The organism is Hyphomonas sediminis, from assembly GCF_019679475.1.
GTDB lineage: Bacteria > Pseudomonadota > Alphaproteobacteria > Caulobacterales > Hyphomonadaceae > Hyphomonas > Hyphomonas sediminis.
The window spans coordinates 690,599-705,752 of record NZ_JAIEZP010000001.1; the positions used below are offsets into that span (position 1 = coordinate 690,599).

The window sequence follows — 15,154 nt, forward strand, 5'->3', positions numbered from 1 at the left end:
CGCCGCGAGCCTTCAAACCCTAGGGGTCATTTTCCGATGCAGAATTGGGAGAAGACCGCGCCCAGGACATCCTCGACATCGATCCGGCCGATGACGGAGGAGAGCTGGCGAAGCGCCATGCGGATGTCTTCGGCGGCGAGTTCGGCGCCAATGTCATCACGCAAAGCGGCGTGGGCCGCCTTGAGGCTCTCACGACCCGCAACCAGTTTTTCGCGATGGCGGGCGCGGGTGATGACCGGGGCTTCGACCGAGGCGGCGCGTTGAGAGACGAAGCCAGCGATCCGGGATTCGAGCTTTTCTATACCGTCGCCGCTCGCCGCTGAAATGGGAAGCGCGCCGTCGGGCGCCAGAATGGCCGGGCGGACATCAGCCTTGTTGAAGACGACAATATCCTGCGCTTCGATAGGCCCCGGGGGAGGGGAGGGGTTTTCCCCGTCGATGACGTGGATACGAAGATCGGCTTCGGCGGCGGCGCGGCGCGCGCGGCGCACACCTTCGGCTTCAACCACATCGTCGGTTTCACGCAGGCCAGCCGTGTCGGCAATCCAAACGACCTGGCCGCCGAGGACGAGGCGGACTTCGACCACGTCGCGCGTGGTGCCCGCAATGTCGGTGACGATGGCCGCTTCGCGCCGGGCAAGGCGGTTAAGAATCGAAGACTTGCCTGCGTTGGGCGGCCCGACGATGGCAATGCGGAACCCGTCGCGGATGCGTTCGCCTACGCCCCGATCACCTAGCCCGGATTCGATTTCAGCGATGACCTTGTCCAGCCGCGAGAGGATCGGGCGAAGGGTGTCTTCGGGAACGTCTCCCTCATCGGGGAAGTCTATCATCACTTCAACGAGGGCGAGCGCGCCGGTCAGTTCCTCGCGCCAAGCGTCATAGATTTCAGTGAGGCCGCCGCCGAGTTGGCGAAGGGCCTGGGCTTTCTGCGAGGCGGTTTCCGCTTCGATGATGTCGGCGACACCCTCTGCCTCGGTAAGATCCAGTTTACCATTTTCAAAGGCGCGGCGCGTGAACTCTCCCGGCTCGGCCAGACGTACTCCGGATACAGAGGTCAGCGCACGGAGCGCATGATCGATGACCGCGGGGCCGCCATGCAGGTAAAGTTCCAGAGTGTCTTCGCCGGTATAGGAATTGGGGCCGGGGGCGAAGAGGGCGATGCCCTGGTCGATCTGCTCGCCGGCGGAGTCATATATATATGTCAGCGCGGCGCGCTTGGGCGCGGGCAGGCCCGAGGACAGAAACACCTTGCCGATGCCGGCTACGGCGGGACCGGAAATCCGGATGATGGCAATGGCCGAAGGGGGAGGGCCAGAGGCGAGCGCGCAGATTGTGTCTTGCGCGCCCATCGCGCCTGGCTCCCTAGTTCTTCATCGCTTCGAAGAATTCGTCGTTCGTCTTCGTTTGCTTCAACTTGTCGAGCAGGAATTCAACGGCGTCCGTCGTGCCCATCGGACCGAGGATGCGGCGGAGGATATAGATCTTCGCCAGCTGATCCTGCGGGGTGATGAGTTCCTCTTTCCGCGTGCCGGACTTCATGATGTCGATGGCCGGGAAGGTGCGCTTGTCGGCAATCTTCCGGTCAAGGACCACCTCGGAGTTACCCGTGCCTTTGAATTCTTCGAAGATAACTTCGTCCATCCGGCTGCCGGTATCGATCAGTGCGGTGGCGACGATCGTCAGCGAGCCGCCATTTTCGACATTCCGCGCGGCGCCGAAGAAACGCTTCGGGCGCTGAAGGGCGTTGGCATCCACACCCCCGGTGAGAACCTTGCCGGAGGAAGGAACAGTCGTGTTGTAGGCGCGGCCGAGGCGGGTGATCGAGTCGAGCAGGATCACAACATCGCGCTTGTGTTCGACAAGGCGCTTGGCCTTTTCGATGACCATTTCAGCGACCTGGACGTGACGGGTGGCCGGCTCATCAAAGGTCGAGGCGACAACCTCGCCCTTCACCGTGCGGCGCATGTCGGTCACTTCTTCCGGACGCTCGTCGATCAGCAGAACGATCAGGTAGCATTCGGGATGGTTCTCTTCGATGGCGGCGGCGATGTTCTGCATCAGAACGGTTTTACCGGTCCGCGGCGGAGCAACGATCAGCGCGCGCTGGCCCTTGCCGATTGGGGCAACGATATCGATGACGCGGCCCGAACGATCCTTCTTGGTCGGATCGCGGCTCTCCATCTTGAGGCGCTTTTCCGGATAGAGGGGGGTGAGGTTGTCGAAGTGGACCTTCTTGTTGGCCTTGTCCGGTTCCTCGAAATTTATACGGCTGACATCGGTCAAGGCGAAGTAGCGCTCATTATCCTGCGGGGCGACGATCGGGCCTTCGACCGTGTCGCCTGTGCGGATGTTCGCCTTCTTCAGAACTTCCGGGCTGACATAGATATCGTCCGGGCCGGGGAGGTAGTTGGATTCCGGCGAGCGCAGGAAACCGAAACCATCGGTGAGCACTTCGAGCACGCCCTGGCCGGTGATTTCCACTTCGCTGTCGGCCAGCTCCTTGAGGATCGCGAACAACATGTCCTGCGTCCGCATCGAGGAGGCGTTCTCAATCTCCAGCTCCTCGGCATAGGCGAGGAGTTCTTCTGGCGACTTTGCCTTGAGTTCACGCAGAGTCACGCTGGTAAGATTGTCGAGCATCGTGGAGGCCATTCGGGCTGGGTTCCGGTAGTGGGAAACGCAAAAGGGGAGGGGCCGGGCGAAAAAACATCGCGGGCGCCAAAGGACTTGGCGAACCGGCAAGCGCGTTATCTGTCAGAAATCCGCCAGCCGTCAAGCGATTGTGGCGGCAGAAATGTCAGAAGGGTTTCACGATCACAAGGATCGCAATGCCGATCAGCAGGAGAAAAGGCACCTCGTTCATCATCCGGAGGGTCTTGGCCTGAACGGTGCCGGTCACACGGTCGACCTTCTTGCCCAGGCCAATAAAATAACCGTGCAGGCCGGAGATGATCAGGACCAGCAGGAATTTGGCATGAAACCATCCGGCCAGGTAGATCTGGCCACCGCGCTGCCAGTCGACAAAGACCATTCCAAGTCCGAACACCCAGACCAGAATGAGGCTGGGATTGAGGATGATGTTCTTCAGGCGATGGGACGCGTCTTTCATCGTTTCGAACAGCGCTTCCCCCGGCGCACTGGAAAGTTGGTGGATCTTGTAGCGCGGATAAACCAGCAGCCCGCCCATCAGAGCGACGACAAAAATGACGTGCCCGGCTTTCAGCCAGTTGTAGAGATCCATCGCCGTTTTCCTCTTAGCTGGCCGTTGCTGTCATCCGCTTGCCGGCCGTCTGTTTGACTTCGGCATGCGGGCAACCGCCCCAGCCGGAAGGGCAGAGGCGCCCGCCCGCGCAGGAGCGAACCTGTTCTTTCATGCCTAGCGCCTGGAGCACTTCGCCGGAAATCGTGCGGATAAAATCGGGATGCGTGCCCAGCGCTTCAACACGGGTATAGCTCGGCGCGCCATGTTTCTCGGCAACCAGGCGGTATTCCTCACCCAGCTCGACCAGCGTTTCGATATGCTCGGACACGAACGCGATGGGCGCAATCAGGATGTTGCGGCGAGCCTCGGCCAGGCGGGCCACTTCCTCTTCCGTCGGTGGGCCGATCCATTTCATCGGTCCGACGCGGGACTGGTAGCAAACGCTGACTTCCCAATCGGGCGGCACGCGGCCAGCGATCATTTCCGCCATCGCTTCGCACTGCCACTGATAGGGATCGCCTGCCTTGATGACGCTTTCCGGCAGGCCGTGGGCAGAAAGGAGGAGAGAGACGTTCTCGGGTTTACCGGCTTTTTCCCAGGCCTTCATGATCTGATCGACATGGGCCGAAACAAAGTTCTCTTCGAAGGGATAGCAACAGACTGTGCGGCAGGGCTTTTTGTAAGCCTTGTTCCAGGCGGTGAGGGATGAGCCCGTCGTTGTGGTAGAAAACTGCGGATAAAGCGGCAGGAGCACGACTTCATCAGCGCCCCATTTCTTCACCTCTTCGGCGGCCTCTTCCGTGAAGGGGTGCCAGTAGCGCATGGCAATGAAACAGCGCACTTCATCGCCGGGCACGGCGCGGGCGAGCTCAGCTTCAAGCGCCTCAGCCTGCAACCTCGTTTCGGGAAGCAGGGGGGAACCGCCGCCAGCATCCATCATGGCATAATTTTGCTTCACAACCGGCGCTCGGCGGGAAGAAATTATCCGCGCAACCAACCATCTGATAGGAAGCGGTGCCCGGATGATGGCCGGATCACGGAATAAGTTTTTCAGGAAGGGCTGAACATCGTCGCCGGTATCCGGGCCACCCAGATTGAAAAGCACAACAGCGATCCGGCGGCCCATTTCGGCTCTCACTTCTATCCGTTTCTGATCAGGTCCAACACACGCTCGACATGCGCGATCGGGGTCTCGGGGCGGACGCCATGGCCGAGATTGAAGATATGGGGTCGACCAGCATAAGCGTCCAGCAATTCGCGAACCCGTGCGTCAAGTCGCCCGCCCCCTTCAATAAGGAGCAGAGGATCAAGATGCCCCTGAACCGGTAAGCCTTCCGGAAGACTGGCATTCACGAACACCGGGGAAGCGGCCGTATCGAGGCCAACCGCAGTCACCCCCGTTTCGCGAACATATTCGGGAAGCATGACGCCGGCGCCGCGCGGGAAGCCAATGATCGGAACCGTGATGCCCATCTCCCGCAGCCGGGCGACGAGCTTCTTCGTCGGGGCGATGATGACTTCGCGGAAGATGTTATCCGGCAGGCCTTCGGCCCAACTGTCGAACAGCATCAGCGCTTCAGCGCCCGCCTCGACCTGATGGGCAAGATAGTGCGCGGTCGCTTCGGAGATCTGATCCATCACGGCGGCGAGATCATCGGGGCGGCCATGAGCCCAGCGCCAGGCCGTAGACTTGTCGGTCTTGCCGCGGCCTTCGACGGCATAAAGGCTGACGGTCCAGGGAGACCCGGCAAAGCCGATGAGCGTCGTTTCCTTCGGAAGCCCGGCTTTGACCCGAGAAACGGTTTCATAGACCGGAGCCAGTCGGTCTGCCGCCTTCTGGGGGCTGACGCGGGCAAGGTCTGAAGGAGCAGAAATCTGCTCGACCAGAGGGCCTTCACCCTTCTCGAAAGTCACTTTCAGACCCATCGCATCCAGAATGAGGAGGATGTCTGCGAACAGGATCGCGCCATCCATGCCGTAGCGGCGGATCGGCTGAAGCGTCGCTTCGGTGGCAAGGGTCGGGCTGTAGCAGAAGTCGAGGAAGTCCTTCGCCCGAGATCTTGTCTCCAGATATTCCGGAAGATGTCGGCCAGCCTGGCGCATCATCCATACCGGTGGTGGCTTCACAGCCTCGCCTGACAGTACCGCCAGCAATTTCTTAACAGCGCTCGCCACGCAGACCCCTTCTCTTCACCAACTAAATGCCCGTCAGGGCGCTTATGATTATAACCCTGCGGGATTCAGGGATAACCTGTCTGTTAAAGAGTTATCCCGCCAAATCCACAGGGGACTCACAGATTGGTCCGCGACGCTTTGACGTTTTAAAGTCGAGATGAGTCAATGGTTAACAGGGTGTAAACGTCCGTGTTGGAATCACAGACGTGAACGCACCGTGACTCTCCGGAGGTGAGAATCCTGCAATTGTGAGTCGCCTGTGAATCGCTGTGGGGGATTTGGAATTCCACACACGAGTCACACCCCTTGTGAAATCGCTCCCGGCCCGGCAAGAGAGCTATCGTGACCCAGCCCCAACGCCCCAGTATCTATTTCAATGTGCATCTCGTTTCCGACAGTACGGGCGAGACGCTCAACGCCATCCAGCGCGCGGCCTGTGCCCAGTTCGAGAACGTGCAGCCGCTGGAACACAACTACTACCTCGTGCGCTCCGAACGCCAGCTCGACCGCGTGATGCGCGAGATCGAGTCGGCGCCCGGCGTCGTCTGGTATACCATCTCCGACGGCGCCTTGCGCTCCAAACTGGAAGCGTTTTGCCGTGAGCGGAGCATCCCGACGCTGCCGGTGCTTGACCCGTCGATCGCCATGCTCAGCCGCCATCTGGGGGTTGCGCCGAACAACCGGGTGGCCGGGCAGCACGCGCTGGATGAAGATTATTTCGAGCGGATGGAAGCGATCAACTTCACTCTCGCGCATGACGATGGCCAGAATGTCGACAGCCTGATCGGCGCCGATGTTATTCTGCTCGGTGTCAGCCGCACTTCCAAAACACCGACTTGCGTGTATCTGGCAAACCGGAAGGTAAGGGCAGGGAACATCCCGCTCGTGCCCGGCGTGCAGATACCCGACTTCCTGGAGAAGATGGGGGACAAAGGCCCGCTGGTTGTCGGTCTCAAGATTTCCGCCGAGCGCCTCGTGCAGATCCGACGGCAGCGCCTCATCTCGCTCAATCAGGATGAGATCACCGAATACGCCGACGAAGAAGCCGTGCGCGACGAGATTACCCAGGCCAACCGCCTGTTCCAGCGCAATGGCTGGAAGACGATTGATGTCTCCCGTCGCTCGGTCGAGGAAACGGCTGCCGGTATTCTCAACATGTTGCACGAGCGCTGGGGGCATTCATGAGCGTTGCCCTGACGCTGGCCTCAACCAGCAAGAGCCGCCGCGCCTTGCTGGCCGCCGCAGGCGTTGAAGCCGAGAGCGCCGCGCCGAATGTGGATGAGGAATCCTTCCGCCTGACAATGCGCGCCAACAAGTTGCCCGTGCGCGAGCAGGCCATGCAGCTTGCCGAGCTCAAAGCCATGCGCGTTTCGGCAAAGCGCAGCGGGCTGGTGATCGGCGGCGACCAGATGCTTGCCCTGGGCGATGAGGCTTTCGACAAGCCGGCCGATCTCGACGGCGCGAAAGACCATCTGCGCCGGCTTTCCGGGAAGACGCACATACTTGAAACCGCCATCGTGATCTGTGAGGACGGCGCCCCGATATGGCGCCACCTTGCCAGACCGAAACTGACCATGCGCCCGCTGACCGAAGAGTATATCGAGACCTATGTTTCGACATGCGGCGAGGCGCTTCTCTCGACTGTGGGGGCTTACCAGCTCGAGGGTCTGGGTGCGCAGCTGTTTACGCGGATCGAGGGAGATTATTTCTCCATCCTCGGCCTGCCTTTGCTGCCGCTTCTGGACTACCTCCGTATCCGGAAAGTGCTTCCTACATGACACATCTCCTTGGTGTTGTGGGCGATCCTGTTGCCCACTCCCTGTCTCCCTTCATTCATAATGGCTGGCTGCGCGCCCATCAGATCGATGCGGTGTATTCCGCTTTCGAGATCAAGGCTGGCGAACTCGCGCCCGGTCTGCAATCGCTTGCCCGACAGGGGGTGATCGGCGTCAACATCACCTTGCCACATAAAGAAGAAGCGCTGCGGCTCGCTTCCTCGGTCAGCGATATGGCCCGGCGCCTCGGCGCGGTGAACTTCATGGTGTTCCGCGACACCGGCTGGATGGCAGACAATACGGACGCGCCTGGCTTTGAGCTAACGCTCGACTATGGCGAGATTGAAGTAAAAGACCGTCCGGTCTTCCTCCTCGGGGCCGGAGGATCTGCGCGCGCGGTCGCGTCGGTGCTGCATTCACGCGGCGCGCGCCTGACAATCTGTAACCGGACAGTGGAGCGCGCGGAAGCGCTGGCACATGATCTTGCACCCGGCGCGCGGGTGCTCTCGCTGGAAGACGGCGTGAAGCAGCTGTCTTCGGCAGCACTTGTCGTAAACACGCTCAGCCTTGGGCATTCGGGCGGAAAGCTGGAGTTGCCCCAATCAACCGGCGGCATTTTTTACGATATCAGTTATGGCAAGGGCGCGGCGGCGGCACTTGCCGAAGCCAAGGCAAAAGACTGGCGCGCGCTCGATGGGCTCGGCATGCTTGTCGCGCAGGCAGCCATCAGCTTCCAGCATTGGTTCGGTGTGCTGCCGGATATGGCCGAAGCGCATGACCGGTGCCGCAAACTTGTGGAGGCAACGTCATGATTATCCTTGGGCTGACCGGTTCCATTGGCATGGGAAAATCGGCCACGGCTGGCCTGTTCCGCGATGCCGGTGTGCCCGTGTATGATGCCGACGCGGCTGTTCACGCCCTCTATGCAGAAGGCGGCGCGGCGGTTGCCCCCATTGAAGCTGCGTTTCCCGGGGTCACGCATCAGGGCGCGATCGACCGGCAAAAACTGCGCACCCGCGTCCTGGATGATGCAGAGGCAATGAAGCGCCTCGAAGGCATCGTGCATCCCCTTGCTGGGGAAGCACAGCTTGATTTCCGGCGGACCGCAAAAGAGCAGGGGGCTGCCTTCGCGGTTCTCGATATTCCGCTGCTGTTTGAAACCGGCGGCAACCGGCACTGCACTTACACGCTCGTCGTTTCAGCGCCGCCGGAAGTGCAGCGCGCGCGGGTGCTCGCCCGCCCCGGCATGACGGAAGAGGCGTTCGAAGCCATACTGGCGCGCCAGATGCCGGACGCCGACAAACGCGCCCGCGCAGACTTTATCCTGTCGACAGCCCACGGTTTTGACTTTGCACGCGACCATGTCCACGCCATCATTGCCCTGATGAAGCGAACCGCTTCAGGAGAGACAGAATGAACGAGCGCGTCCGGGAAATTGCCTTCGATACTGAAACCACCGGCCTCAATCCGAATGAGGGCGACCGGATCATCGAGATCGGTGCCGTGGAGATGATCAATCACATCACCACCGGGCGCACCTTCCGCCGCCTGATCAATCCGGGCATGGCGGTTTCCGAAGCGACGATCCGGATCACCGGCATCACGGACGAGCATCTGAAGGACAAGCCCCCGTTCGAAGATCCCGATGTGATCGACAGCTTCCTGGAATTCCTGGGCGATGCGACCATCGTGGCGCACAATGCCAGCTTCGACCGCGGCTTCCTGAATATGGAACTGAAGCGCTGCGGTCGGGACATCATTCCCGAAGATCGCTGGGTCGATACGGTGCAGATTGCGCGCAAGCGTTATCCCGGTGCACCCGCCAGCCTCGACGCATTGTGCAAACGGTTCGATATTTCACTGGAAAGCCGCACGTTTCACGGCGCTCTGCTCGATAGCCAGCTGCTGGCCGGGGTCTATCTGGAATTGCTCGGGGGCCGCGCGCGGGCGTTTTCGTTTGAGCCGGCAATCGACCTGAATGCCAAACGCCCGGCAGCTGCGCAGCGGCCTTCGCCGCTGGGAAGCCTGGTAACGGAAGAAGAGCGCGCCGCCCATTTAGCCTTGATCGAAAAGCTCGGGCCGAACGCGCTCTGGAAATCCATTCAATCCTGAAAAATCAGGCCGTCGGGATCAGGCGTTGCCGCCGTCTCCATTCGCAGCGCGCTGCTCGGCGGCGCGACGGTATTGTGCCTGGTAAAGTGCAACAAAGTCGACCGGATCGATCAGCAGGGGCGGGAAACCGCCTTCGCGCGTGATCTCTGCGATGATACGGCGCGCGAACGGGAAGAGAAGGCGCGGGCATTCGATCAGCAGCATGGCTTCAACTTGACCTTCCGGCACGTTCTGAAGCTGGAAGAGGCCAGCATAGTCGAGCTCGGAGATAAACAGGACAGTTTCACCCGACGATGCTTTGGCCGAAAGCTTCAGCGAGACTTCGAACAGGCCATTGCCGTCTGCATGGGGCGCTGCGCCGACATCAATGCCAAGATCGATATTCGGCTGGGTCTGGACTGGCGGATGGCCCGGATTCTCGAAGGAGAGATCCTTTACATATTGGCCAAGCACGCGAAGGCTCGGCGGATTGGCGGTCCGCTCACCGGCTGTGGGGTTTCCGGGCGCGCTCGTATCTGTCATTATCCACCTCTGAAGTTTGGGCTTCGCGCCTAGCATGCAGCCCGCATTGGTGCAACGCATGGGCTGGCAAGGTGCCGTTTCCGGCACTATGTCTGCCGCTGACTTCGTATTTGCCTGTTATCTACTAAAGGAATTCGCCGCCAACATGTCCAACCCGCTGATTGAAGTGCTGATACTTGCGGCTGTCGCCCTGTTTGTTTTGTGGCGTCTTTATTCCGCGCTCGGCCGGGGCGGGGATGAAGGCCCGATGCAGCGGCCAGCACCACAGGCGGACAAGCGTCAGGCGCCGTCTGAAGCCCCGTCGCCGCAGCCGCGCCGTGTAGATAATGAGCGCCCGATCTTCACCGGCCCTGCAGCGGGCGGTCTTGAAGACATCTATAATGCCGATCCGGAATTCCGGACCGAGGATTTCATGCGCGGCGCCAAGGCCGCCTACCAGATGATCGTTGCTGCTTATGCGCGCGGGGATCGCAATGCCCTGCGCCCGTTGCTGGATGATGATGTCTACGAGGCCTGGGATGCCGCCATCGCTGAGCGCGATGCCAGCGGCGCCCGCCCGTTCGAACTGCTGCGTATCAAGCGCGCGGAGATCGAGCGCGCTGAGCTGGATGGCAGCATCGCCCGGGTCATGGTCCGTTATGAGGCCGAGCTGGGCGATGGCGAAACCACGCGCATTGCGCGCGAAATCTGGACGTTCATGCGCGATGTGCATTCCGGCGACCCGAACTGGCTGCTGGATGATGTGGATGTTGCAGCCTGACATAACCCTCAGGTGACATGTTAACGGGTTTCGCGGCATAAGCGGCGGATGCTCCGCCATATTGCTCCGATCCTTCTCGCTGCGATCGCGCTGGCAGCCTGCCAGACGGCCCCGCACCCTGTCACGCCGCCTGCTGGCGGAACTGGACCTGGCCCCGCCACGGGCGGCCAGATTCCCGGCATTGTCACCCCGCTGCCTGCCTCCACACCGGCGAGTTACCTCGATCTGCCCGGCTGGTCGGCGGCAACGCTTGCGCCGCCGCTCGAAGCCTTCCGGCGTACCTGCGACCGGTTCACCCGCCGCGCCTGGGATGCGCCGCTTTCCCAAAGCGCGCCCTGGGCCGGAACCGCGCAGGACTGGGCGCCCGCCTGCGCCTCGCTCTCCGGCCCGCTCGATGAAACCGCCGCCCGGCGGGTGTTCGAATCCCTTTTTGTCCCGGTAGAGATTGTCGACCCGCAGGCAAAGCCGCGTTTCACCGGCTATTTCGAGCCGATGTATGAGGCCCGCCGCACGCCCGAGCCGGGCTTTACAGAGCCGGTTCTTGCCCTGCCGTCCGATTTCGTGGCGAATGGAGGTTCTCCGCTTCAGCGCCTGCCGAATGGCACAACGCGGCCCTATCCTCCGCGGGCAGACATTACCTCCAGCATCACTGCGCCGGTGATCGGCTGGGCGCATCCGTCGGATGTGTTCTTCCTTCAGGTGCAGGGCTCCGGTCGGCTCATTTTTCCAGATGGCCACACCATGCGCGCAGCCTATGCCGCACATAATGGCCAGCCATTCAAATCTGTCGCCAACTGGCTGATCGAAACGGGCCGCATCACGCGCTCGGAAGGCTCGATGCAGGGCATCCGCGCCTGGATGGACCGCGCCTCTGCCGATGACGTGCGCCGCGCGATGAATATAAATCCCCGCTTTGTTTTCTTCCAGGCCTTGCCGGAAGGCGATCCCGGCCTCGGCCCGAACGGCGCACATAATGTGCCGCTCACGCCGTTCGGTTCCATGGCCGTGGACCCTTCTATCCATGCCCTCGGTGTACCGATGTTTGTGCAGACTACTGCACCCGGCCTTGGCGGGGAATGGTCCGGTCTCCTCATCGCGCAGGATACCGGCGGGGCCATCAAGGGTCCGGTGCGCGGCGACATTTATTTCGGCACAGGTTTCGAGGCTGGCCAGCGCGCCGGAACGATGAATGCGCCTGGCCGGCTCTGGGTGCTCCTTCCCCGGAAGGTCGCCGAGCGGCTCTATAGCAATGGTCCCTCCGCTGCGCTGGAGCCGGCCTCGCGGGCAGGCTGACCTCGATGAAACACCGCCGTCTCAGCGAAGAAGAAGCGCGCGCCTGGGCAAGGGTCGCGTCCACCATAAAGCCCATCGGGCCGAAGGAATCTTCGTTGCCGGAATTTCAGGCCGCGCTGGAGGCGGGCGAGGCGGAACTGCGCGCGGAGAAAAAGACGGCGCGGAAGAAAGCGGCGCCTCCGCCGCCAGCAGAGCCCAGTCCTGCACCGAAGCTACCCGTGCCGCCCGCCAATCGCGGCGCTGAAAAGCGCGTACGCCGGGGCAAGTTGGACATCGCTGCCAGTTTCGATCTTCACGGTCACACGCAAATCAGCGCGTCGCGCGCATTGCCCGCTTTCCTGCTTTCTCAGCAGGCGGACGGCGCGCGCTGCGTCCTCGTCATCACCGGCAAGGGCCGGGAAGGGCAGGGCGTCCTGCGCCGCAATTTCCTGATGTGGCTGGAGAGCCCCGAAGCACGCGCGCTCGTCTCCGGCTTTGCCGAATCCCATCCCAAGCATGGGGGCTCTGGCGCTTTTTATGTCTTCCTGAGGCGGATGGACTAGGCCGCAGGAAAAAGGCCGGCCCCTGATGGAAGCCGGCCTCATCATATCCTGGATTCAGGACGCGACGCCTAGTCGAAGTCGCGGAACACGTCGTCTGCCGAGATGTCCTTCTTGAAGGTGTCTTCGGCTTCTTCTTCATAATCGCCGGCATTGTCGCGGGTCGGAACGAGGCCGGGGCCTTCGCCGCGGGCGATCTTTTCAGCTTCCATCTTGCGGCGGCGGTCAGATGCCTTGGCGATCACTTCGTCCAGCTCGATCTGGCTGCACAGGCCCAGCGTCACCGGGTCGACAGGGCGGATGTTCTGGGCATTCCAGTGAGACTTGTCGCGCACATTGTTGATCGTTGTCTTGGTGGTGCCGATCAGCTTGATGATCTGCGCATCGGTCACTTCCGGGTGGTTGCGGATGAACCAGGCCACGGCGTCCGGCTTGTCCTGGCGGCGGATAACCGGCGTGTAGCGGCTGCCCTTGCGCTTGGGCTGCGGAATGTGGGCGATCTTGGATTTCGCCACCTGCAGGTCGTAGTCCGGGTTTTCCTCGCCCTTGGCGATTTCTTCGCGCGAGAGCATGCCCCCGGCAATCGGGTCGACGCCGCGCATGTTCTCGGCAACGTCGCCATCGGCGATGCCCTTCACTTCGAGATGGTGCAGACCACAGAACTTCGCGATCTGCGCGAATGTCAGGGTCGTATTGTCGAGCAGCCAGACGGCGGTGGCGCGGGGCATCAGGACATCGGCCATGGGGGAACTCCCTGTCATTATGTTGGGTGCCTGAAATGCAGCCGCCCGACACTTGCGTGCCGGGCGGGAGAAAGGTTTCAGGCAAACTGTGAACCTTGAAGCCCCATATAAGCCAAATGCGGGCTCAAGGGAAGCGGCCTAGACCGTCAGCAGGATTTTCCCCGAATGGCCGCCCTTTTCCATATGCGCAAGGGCGGTTTCGGCTTCACTCAGCGGGTAGGTCGTATCGAGCACGGCGCGGATCTTCCCGCTGGCCACATGCGGCCAGAAATCCTTTTCGACAGCGGCGCGAATGCGGGATTTCTCAGGCACGGGCCGTGCCCGCAGGGTAGTCGCCATCAGCGACAGGCGTTTCATCAGCACGAGACCGAAATTCACGGTCACGCTCATGCCGTTCTGATAGGCAATGTTGATGATGCGCCCATCAGCCCGCGCCGCGCCGATATTCTTCTGCACATACTCGCCGCCCACCATGTCGAGCGTCACATCGGCGCCGCCGGCTTCCTTCACCACCTTCTCGAAGTCTTCTTCGCGGTAATTGATGGCAATGTCGGCGCCCAGGTCGCGGGCAAGGGCGCATTTTTCCGCCGATCCCGCCGTGCCGAAGATTTTCGAGGCGCCATAGACCTTCGCCATCTGGATCGCCATCACGCCGATGCCGCTGGTTGCGCCATGACAGAGGAAGGTTTCGCCCGGCTTCAGGCCCGCCCGGTCGAACACATTTGCCCAGGCCGTCATCAGCGCTTCGGGGAAACAGGCCGCCGTCACGATGTCGATATTATCTGGCACCGGCAGGAGGGAGCCTTCATCGACCACCACATGGCTGGCATAGCCCCCGCCTGCGAGCAGGGCACATACCCGGTCACCGGTCTTGAACCGGCCTGCGCCCGGCCCGAGGCCCGCAACGACGCCGGACACTTCAAGCCCGAGAATAGGGGAGGCGCCCGGCGGCGGCGGATAGCGGCCCGCGCGCTGGGCAAGGTCTGCCCGGTTAAGGCCGGCAGCGGCCACTTCGATCAACACTTCGCCGGGGCCGGGCTCTGGCCGGTCCATCTCCACCAGCGCCAGCGGCTGGCCGGTTTCGGCATGGGCGGCGGTCATCTTTGCGGTCATCGGCGGTTCCTCATGCAGGCTTTTCTTACTCGGAGTCGCTTCTAGCCCGGCTTTCTGCTTTGATGAAACCAGCGAGACAGGAGAACAAGCCCATGGCGATCAATGACGAAGAACCCGTCCTGGTGCGCAAGGCGCAGACTCTGGACCAGATGTCCGTCGATGAGCTGGAAGCCCGGATCGAGCTTCTGAAAGCCGAAATTACTGCCTGTCAGGTGGAAATCGAGAAGAAGAAAGCCCAGAAACGCGCCGCTGACGCGCTTTTTGGTGGTGGTGGTTAAGCGGCCCTAAAGGGCTTCGGCGGTAAGATGGCAGGATATATGCCGCGATTGGACGTGGAGAGGTGTGATGGCAGAGCGAGACCTGGTTCCCCCGCAGCCCCCGGCTCTGGAACCCTTCACCGGCGGCAAGCTGTTCGACACCGTATTCACGCGCGGCATGGCGCTGGTTGAGGAAACCGCCGCTTATCTCGATGGGCCGGGCCGGGATCAGTCCCGCGGGCTCTCCCGCGAAGCCAGCCTCACCTATTCTGCCTGGAGCATGGAGCTGACGACGCGCCTGATGCAGGCTGCGTCCTGGCTCGTCATGCAGAAAGCCGTGCGTGACGGGGATATGCGCCGCGAAGATGCCGGCGCCCGCAAATACCGTATCCGCCGGGATGAACCTGCGCTCGATCCTTCGACCGATGAAGGCAAGACCCTGCCGCCACGTTTCCTGGAACTGGTCGGGCGCGCTGAAGCCCTGTTCGAACAGGTCTGCCGTCTTGATGAAGCGCTTTATCAGCCCGCCCGGCCAAGCGCGGCGTCAAATCCTGTCTCCGAACAGATGGCCGCGCTCCAGAAAGCCGCCGAGGCCGGCGCTTTCGATCCCCTCATGGTGTGGCGCCGGGCGAAATAACGCCCGGCCCTCGAGGGTGTTTC

Annotated in this window: 18 protein-coding genes; 10 read left to right on the forward strand and 8 right to left on the reverse strand. The window is 61.8% G+C overall.

The features are described from left to right. Positions 1–26 precede the first annotated feature (26 nt). The 5 genes from mnmE to hemE all read right to left on the reverse strand — a co-directional run bounded on the left by mnmE (position 27) and on the right by hemE (position 5,380). Positions 27–1,352, reverse strand: coding sequence for a tRNA uridine-5-carboxymethylaminomethyl(34) synthesis GTPase MnmE (gene mnmE / locus K1X12_RS03430; protein ID WP_220986235.1), 1,326 nt, complete (start codon positions 1,350–1,352; stop codon positions 27–29). A gap of 13 nt (positions 1,353–1,365) precedes the next feature. Continuing rightward, the gene (gene rho, locus K1X12_RS03435) at positions 1,366–2,655 is read right to left on the reverse strand and encodes a transcription termination factor Rho (protein WP_369426052.1); all 1,290 of its coding nucleotides are present in this window, start codon (positions 2,653–2,655) and stop codon (positions 1,366–1,368) included. 145 nt (positions 2,656–2,800) lie between these two features. Next, complete coding sequence (locus K1X12_RS03440) at positions 2,801–3,244, reverse strand: CopD family protein (protein ID WP_220986236.1); 444 nt, start codon at positions 3,242–3,244, stop codon at positions 2,801–2,803. Positions 3,245–3,257: 13 nt separating this feature from the next. Beyond that, positions 3,258–4,331, reverse strand: coding sequence for a ferrochelatase (gene hemH / locus K1X12_RS03445; RefSeq protein WP_220986237.1), 1,074 nt, complete (start codon positions 4,329–4,331; stop codon positions 3,258–3,260). 14 nt (positions 4,332–4,345) lie between these two features. Beyond that, positions 4,346–5,380 carry a uroporphyrinogen decarboxylase gene (gene hemE, locus K1X12_RS03450; RefSeq protein WP_220986238.1) on the reverse strand — a complete coding sequence of 345 codons (1,035 nt, stop codon included), beginning with the start codon at positions 5,378–5,380 and terminating at the stop codon, positions 4,346–4,348. 342 nt (positions 5,381–5,722) lie between these two features. On the opposite strand from hemE, the gene K1X12_RS03455 reads away from it, so the two are divergent. The 5 genes from K1X12_RS03455 to dnaQ are packed head-to-tail and all read left to right on the forward strand — an operon-like array spanning position 5,723 to position 9,267. After that, on the forward strand, positions 5,723–6,565 hold the full coding sequence (locus K1X12_RS03455; RefSeq protein ID WP_220986239.1) for a pyruvate, water dikinase regulatory protein: 843 nt from the start codon (positions 5,723–5,725) through the stop codon (positions 6,563–6,565). Next, on the forward strand, positions 6,562–7,158 hold the full coding sequence (locus K1X12_RS03460) for a Maf family protein (protein WP_220986240.1): 597 nt from the start codon (positions 6,562–6,564) through the stop codon (positions 7,156–7,158). Before K1X12_RS03455 ends, K1X12_RS03460 begins: the two co-directional genes overlap by 4 nt. Continuing rightward, complete coding sequence (gene aroE / locus K1X12_RS03465; RefSeq protein WP_220986241.1) at positions 7,155–7,967, forward strand: shikimate dehydrogenase; 813 nt, start codon at positions 7,155–7,157, stop codon at positions 7,965–7,967. Before K1X12_RS03460 ends, aroE begins: the two co-directional genes overlap by 4 nt. Next, a complete protein-coding gene (coaE, locus tag K1X12_RS03470; RefSeq protein WP_220986242.1) occupies positions 7,964–8,572 on the forward strand; it encodes a dephospho-CoA kinase in 609 nt (202 codons plus the stop codon). The genes aroE and coaE overlap by 4 nt, the downstream gene beginning before the upstream one ends. Continuing rightward, positions 8,569–9,267, forward strand: a complete 699-nt coding sequence (gene dnaQ / locus K1X12_RS03475) for a DNA polymerase III subunit epsilon (RefSeq protein WP_220986243.1) — start codon at positions 8,569–8,571, stop codon at positions 9,265–9,267. The genes coaE and dnaQ overlap by 4 nt, the downstream gene beginning before the upstream one ends. Before the next feature lie 18 nt (positions 9,268–9,285). On the opposite strand, the gene secB is transcribed toward dnaQ, so the two are convergent. After that, positions 9,286–9,789: a protein-export chaperone SecB gene (gene secB, locus K1X12_RS03480; protein ID WP_220986244.1), complete on the reverse strand. Its 504-nt coding sequence runs from the start codon at positions 9,787–9,789 to the stop codon at positions 9,286–9,288. Between the two features lie 145 nt (positions 9,790–9,934). Here secB and K1X12_RS03485 point away from each other — a divergent pair, with 145 nt between their 5' ends. Genes K1X12_RS03485 through K1X12_RS03495 form a run of 3 tightly spaced genes read left to right on the forward strand, consistent with a single transcriptional unit; the run spans position 9,935 to position 12,384 of the window. Next, complete coding sequence (locus tag K1X12_RS03485; RefSeq protein WP_220986245.1) at positions 9,935–10,549, forward strand: Tim44/TimA family putative adaptor protein; 615 nt, start codon at positions 9,935–9,937, stop codon at positions 10,547–10,549. A 48-nt stretch (positions 10,550–10,597) separates the two neighbouring features. Continuing rightward, the gene (gene mltA, locus K1X12_RS03490) at positions 10,598–11,842 is read left to right on the forward strand and encodes a murein transglycosylase A (protein WP_220986246.1); all 1,245 of its coding nucleotides are present in this window, start codon (positions 10,598–10,600) and stop codon (positions 11,840–11,842) included. A 5-nt stretch (positions 11,843–11,847) separates the two neighbouring features. Continuing rightward, positions 11,848–12,384, forward strand: a complete 537-nt coding sequence (locus K1X12_RS03495; protein WP_220986247.1) for a Smr/MutS family protein — start codon at positions 11,848–11,850, stop codon at positions 12,382–12,384. A 68-nt stretch (positions 12,385–12,452) separates the two neighbouring features. Here K1X12_RS03495 and K1X12_RS03500 read toward each other — a convergent pair whose 3' ends face one another. Together K1X12_RS03500 and K1X12_RS03505 are read right to left on the reverse strand one after the other, a co-directional pair. Continuing rightward, positions 12,453–13,124 carry a DUF1013 domain-containing protein gene (locus K1X12_RS03500; protein ID WP_220986248.1) on the reverse strand — a complete coding sequence of 224 codons (672 nt, stop codon included), beginning with the start codon at positions 13,122–13,124 and terminating at the stop codon, positions 12,453–12,455. Positions 13,125–13,262: 138 nt separating this feature from the next. Continuing rightward, positions 13,263–14,237, reverse strand: coding sequence for an NAD(P)H-quinone oxidoreductase (locus tag K1X12_RS03505; protein WP_220986249.1), 975 nt, complete (start codon positions 14,235–14,237; stop codon positions 13,263–13,265). A 92-nt stretch (positions 14,238–14,329) separates the two neighbouring features. Here K1X12_RS03505 and K1X12_RS03510 point away from each other — a divergent pair, with 92 nt between their 5' ends. Beyond that, the gene (locus tag K1X12_RS03510) at positions 14,330–14,515 is read left to right on the forward strand and encodes a DUF1192 domain-containing protein (RefSeq protein ID WP_220986250.1); all 186 of its coding nucleotides are present in this window, start codon (positions 14,330–14,332) and stop codon (positions 14,513–14,515) included. A gap of 67 nt (positions 14,516–14,582) precedes the next feature. After that, complete coding sequence (rcdA, locus tag K1X12_RS03515) at positions 14,583–15,131, forward strand: protease adaptor protein RcdA (protein WP_220986251.1); 549 nt, start codon at positions 14,583–14,585, stop codon at positions 15,129–15,131. Positions 15,132–15,154 lie beyond the last annotated feature (23 nt).